This window comes from Vibrio sp. Vb0304 (genome assembly GCF_033338995.1).
Taxonomy (GTDB): Bacteria; Pseudomonadota; Gammaproteobacteria; order Enterobacterales; family Vibrionaceae; genus Vibrio; species Vibrio alginolyticus.
Genome location: NZ_JAWOTT010000171.1, coordinates 1 through 1,306, shown reverse-complemented (window position 1 = coordinate 1,306; position 1,306 = coordinate 1). Strand labels below are relative to the sequence as shown.

Here is a 1,306-nt window from a genome sequence, read left to right as displayed (position 1 = left end):
GTTTCTGCGGTGAGGACATCAATGCGCCTATACTAGAGTTTGGAATATTCGCTCTAGTATGGCACATTAAGAGTACACGTGTAAGCTAAAATTAAGACTCGTGAATCGCGGTCGTTTGGTCGAGGTAATTGAGGACAAGCTCACCCACTTCTTCCAAGCTTGTTGTCACCGGAATACACAGTTCGCGCTTGAGTTTTCCACTGCCGAGCAAGCTGGCAAGCATACCGCGAGAGCCACTGCGAGTGCGGTCAATCTCAAACCAAAGCTTGAGGTTTTGCTCATCACGATGCGCGACAAACTCTAACTCGCGCCATACGCCATGATATGGGCCATCAGTGGGCACCATTTCAAACTCTTGTACAAATGGCAGTTCGAAACCTTTTACCTCTTCACATTCGACTTGGCGAATACGCAAGCCTTGGGCTTCAAACGCTGACAATATGGCATCCATAAGTGGGTCGGGTCTAACGGTGAGAATGTCTTTGTCGGTAGGGTCAAGCGCCATCGCCACATCTAAGCCGGTTTCTAGCCAGACTTTTGCATCGCCGATGGTCACTGGCGTGTTCCAAGGCACGTCGAGTTTGACGTCGAAGGTGCGCTCTTCACCAGGATGAATCGTAAAGGCGTACGGGAGATTCCATTTCGCCAAGACATGCGTTTGCGGTACTCGACGCATGCTGTGCCCTTCTCGCGCACCACGGTCGTCCGGAGCCTCTGCGATGTAGCGGCAACAAAGCTTCATATCGATATTATCGATCGCTTGTTCTGTCGCGCCACCATAAACGTGAATAGAAACATCCACACTTTGACCGGGATAAAGCACATCCTGATTTAGAATCGAATCTACCTTAGCGCTGCCGATCCCAAAGCTCGCAAGTGTCTTCTTCAAAAATGACATATGCACCTCCTTTGTCGAGATCTCATACTACTACTGCTGATCATGGGATCAAAACAAATTTTTGCGTCGATCCGAGCGACAAAATAACAAAATCGAGAGAATTCAATTGCTCAACTATCGACCAATTATAACAAGGGTGCTAACCTATACATGATATGCATGCATATCGGTATTCCTGACTCATTTATTGGACTGGCGAAAGCCAAAAGAGCCACCCTTCAAGCAGTTGAAGCTCAACTCATAATGAATCAGGCCATTACATCGGCAATGGATATGCCTGGCAGTTAGGTAATCGAATGCGCCCAACTACAGTCAGGTTCGCACACACCAATACAAGTGCAATGCGGCGCCGCAGTGGCTTCACTACTGCATCTAAGGCAAAACAAGTTGCGCCAGCTATGACACTGG

General features: G+C 48.4%; 1 protein-coding gene. It reads right to left on the bottom strand.

Annotation, left to right across the window (positions count from 1 at the left end; translation table 11 throughout):
• Window positions 1-91: 91 nt before the first annotated feature.
• Window positions 92-898: a sporulation protein gene (locus R7P35_RS24725; RefSeq protein WP_180798880.1), complete on the bottom strand. Its 807-nt coding sequence runs from the start codon at window positions 896-898 to the stop codon at window positions 92-94.
• Window positions 899-1,306 lie beyond the last annotated feature (408 nt).